Origin of the sequence: Arthrobacter sp. HMWF013, from assembly GCF_003061105.1 — a bacterium.
Lineage (GTDB): Bacteria > Actinomycetota > Actinomycetes > Actinomycetales > Micrococcaceae > Arthrobacter.
Genome location: NZ_QAIQ01000574.1, coordinates 1 through 3,508 on the forward strand (window position 1 = coordinate 1; position 3,508 = coordinate 3,508).

A 3,508-nucleotide genomic window follows, 5' to 3' on the forward strand; every position below is an offset into this window, starting at 1 on the left:
GAAATGAAGAGCTCCCCCTTGGTTGAAACAGAGCAAGCCGCCGTGAAGCAGGACCTGACCGGCCCATGGTTCGAATTGCCCGCGGACGCCCATGAACTGTCCCGCAGCGGCGTGGCCTCCACCATGAGGTTCCGGACCCGGATCAGCATCGACGCGATCCGCGAAACCCCTGCCTTGCTTCATCTCGCCGCTGACTCCCGTTACCGGCTGAGCGTGAACGGCACGTTCGTCTCGGCCGGTCCGGCCAAACCGTCAGGCCGCACCTGGTTCGCCGACACAGTCGATATCGCCCCATGTCTCGTCGTCGGGGAGAACATCATTGGAATCGATGTCCTGTCCTACTCCACCGCTTCCCTGGGCAACACGTCCGTGCCGCGCACCGGCCGGCCCGGCCTGCTGGTCAGGGGAACTATCGGCGGCACAGACCTGTCGGAGACCGCCGCCTGGAGATGCCGCCTGGTCGCCGGCAGGCACTTTTCCCAGGGCAGGAACACCCTTTTCCTCGGAATTCAGGAAACCGTTGACGGGTCCGCCAGCGAGCATGACTGGCTCGAAGCCGGCTTCGATGATTCGGCCTGGCACTTGCCGTCACTGGACAGCATGGAGCCGTTCAGCGGCATCCCACGTCCCGCACTCGAACCACGGCCCATTCCCGCGCTGACGCTTGACGCAGTGCCCCTGGCCGCCGTGACCACATCGTCAGACCCCACCATCGGCTGGGGCGCGCTCCTCCGAGGCGAAGCAGTCCGGCTCCCACCCCACAGCGACGTCAGCGTCGATCTGGACGCCGGCTTCCTCCTGACGGCGTACCTGTCCCTCGCAGTCGAAGCCGGCCGGGGAGCCCGCCTCGAGATCACCGCCGCCGAGTGCTACGAGCAGCCGCCAGCCCAGGTGCCTTGGCTCCGACGCAAAGCCGACCGCACCGATCACGTCAACGGCGAGCTTCACGGCGACCCGGACAGCTACCTCGTCTCCGGTTCCGGGACGCGGGACCGTCCCGAGCAGTACTCCCCCTTCTGGTTCAGGACGTTCCGCTACCTGCGGCTCCGGATCACGACGGCGGATGACGCCGTCGTGATCAGGGCCCTGAACCTCACCAGGACGCACTATCCGCTGGACATCAGCGGCACCTTCTCATCGTCGTCGGAGCAGGACCGGACGCTCTGGGACGTCAGTGTCCGCACCCTGCTGAACTGCATGCATGAAACCTTTGAAGACTGCCCCTTCTACGAACAGCTGCAGTACGCCATGGATACGCGGTCCCAGGCGCTGTTTTCGTTGCACCTCTCTGCCGATGACCGGCTGGTCCGGCGGGCCATCGAGGACTTCGCCGCGTCCGGCAACCCGACCGGGCTGACCGAGAGCCGGGCCCCCAGTGTCGAGCCCCAGTTCATTCCCGGGTTCTCGCTGTACTGGATCAGGATGGTGGAAGACCACGTCAGCTACGTTGGCGACCAACCCTTCACCGAGCGCTTCATCGGCAGGATCGACGCGGTCCTTGGCTACTTCAACGACCGGCTGTCCCCCGACGGCTTCGTCATCTCCGCCGAAGGCGATGGCATCCTGTGGAACTTCGTCGATTGGACAGAAGCATGGCGTGCCAGCAGAGGAGTCCCTGACCTGGGACCCCGCCGGGCCAACACCATAGCTACGTTCATGTACATCGCAGCTTTGCGGTCAGCCGCAACGGTCGCCGAATTCTGCGGCCGGACGGGACTCGCCCAGGAGTACACCTCCCGCGCCGACGCCCTCACCGCCTGTGCCGTGACCGGCCCGGCCTGGGACGAAGAGGCCGGGTACTTCCGGGACACGGACCGCGGGGCGCCGCAAAGCGTCCACGCCCAACTGTGGGCTGTCCTGTCCGGGGCAGTGCACGGCAGCAGGGCCGCCGAGCTTCTGCGCCGAGCGACCGCAGACGCCGGGCTGGCCCCCTGCTCCTACGCGACTGCCCTCGATCTCTTCGATGCCCTCCGCATCGCCCAGGCTGATGACAGGATCGACTGGACACCCTGGGCCGAAATGCTGGCCCTGAACCTCACCACGTGGGCCGAAGACACCGTGAGCAACCGCAGCGACTGCCACGCCTGGGGAAGCGTTCCCCTGCAGCACTTCCCCCGGTACATCCTCGGCATCCGGCCTGCTTCCCCGGGCTTCACCAGTGCCACAGTGCATCCAACGCCCAGCGATCTTGACTGGGCTGAGGGCACCGTCCCCACACCGCACGGGGTGATCAGCGTCCACTGGAAGCGCGCTGCGGACGGAAGCCGCCAGGTGACGGTGTCCGCGCCGCCGGCGATCAGCCTCAAACTTACCGGCTCTGCTACCGGAATTACCGAGCAGGCCGACAGCCGCCAACGCACGCTCACCTTCACGCTCTGACGAAATGAGAACCCCCCCATGAACCACCTGCAGGGTGACCTCCGCACCGCCGCCTACACCAACCCCGCTCTGGCAATCCCGGAACGTGTTGCAGACCTTCTGGGCCGGATGACGCTCGAGGAAAAAGTCGGACAGATGCTTCAGCTCGACGCCCGGGGCGACCTCGAGGACCTGGTGCTCGGCAAGCTTGCAGGATCGCTCCTGCATGCCTCGCCCGAACGCATCCATGAAGCGCGCAAGTTTGTGCTGACAACCCGGCTGCAGATCCCGCTGCTGATGGCTGACGACTGCATTCACGGACACTCGTTCTGGCCGGGAGCCACGATCTTCCCTACCCAGCTGGCCATGGCATGCACATGGGATCCGGCCCTGGTGGAACGGGGAGCACGCGCCACCGCCGTCGAAGTCGCCTCCACCGGGCTGCACTGGACGTTTTCACCCGTTCTCTGCATCAGCCGCGACCTGCGTTGGGGCCGGGTCAATGAAACATTCGGTGAGGACCCGCACCTGATCGGGGCACTTGGGAAAGCCATGATCCGCGGGTATCAGGGGAACGGGCTCAAGGACAGCACCGCCGTCCTCGCCACCGCCAAGCACTTCGCAGGCTACTCCGAAACCCAGGGCGGCCGCGATGCCAGCGAAGCAGACCTGAGCCGGCGGAAACTGCGGTCCTGGTTCCTGCCCCCGTTCAAGGACGCAGTGGAGGCGGGGTGCCGCACGTTCATGCTGGGCTACCAGGCCATCGACGGCGTTCCGGTCACCGCCAACAAGTGGCTCCTGAACGACGTCCTGAAGGGCGAGTGGGGATTCACCGGCACCCTGGTGACCGACTGGGACAACGTGGGACGCATGGTGTGGGAACAGAAGGTCTGCGAAGACCACGTGCACGCAGCAACCGTCGCCGTGGAGGCCGGCAATGACCTGGTCATGACCACACCCCAGTTCTTCGAAGGAGCACAGACCGCAGTAACCCGCGGCGATCTCGACGAAGACCTCATTGACGACGCGGTCCGGCGCCTGCTCACCCTCAAATTCGAACTCGGGCTCTTCGAGGATCCCCGGGTCCCGGACGCCGCGCAGCAGGCAAAGGTCATCGGCTCCGCAGAGCACGCCGCCATCAACCTGGACA

At 65.8% G+C, this 3,508-nt stretch carries 2 protein-coding genes; both read left to right on the plus strand.

Annotation, left to right across the window (positions count from 1 at the left end):
- Positions 1–2,379 (plus strand): alpha-L-rhamnosidase-related protein (locus DBR22_RS19585; protein WP_108600376.1); only part of this gene is annotated, 2,379 nt, incomplete at its 5' end.
- 18 nt (positions 2,380–2,397) lie between these two features.
- Positions 2,398–3,508 (plus strand): glycoside hydrolase family 3 protein (locus DBR22_RS24825; protein ID WP_258229321.1); only part of this gene is annotated, 1,111 nt, incomplete at its 3' end.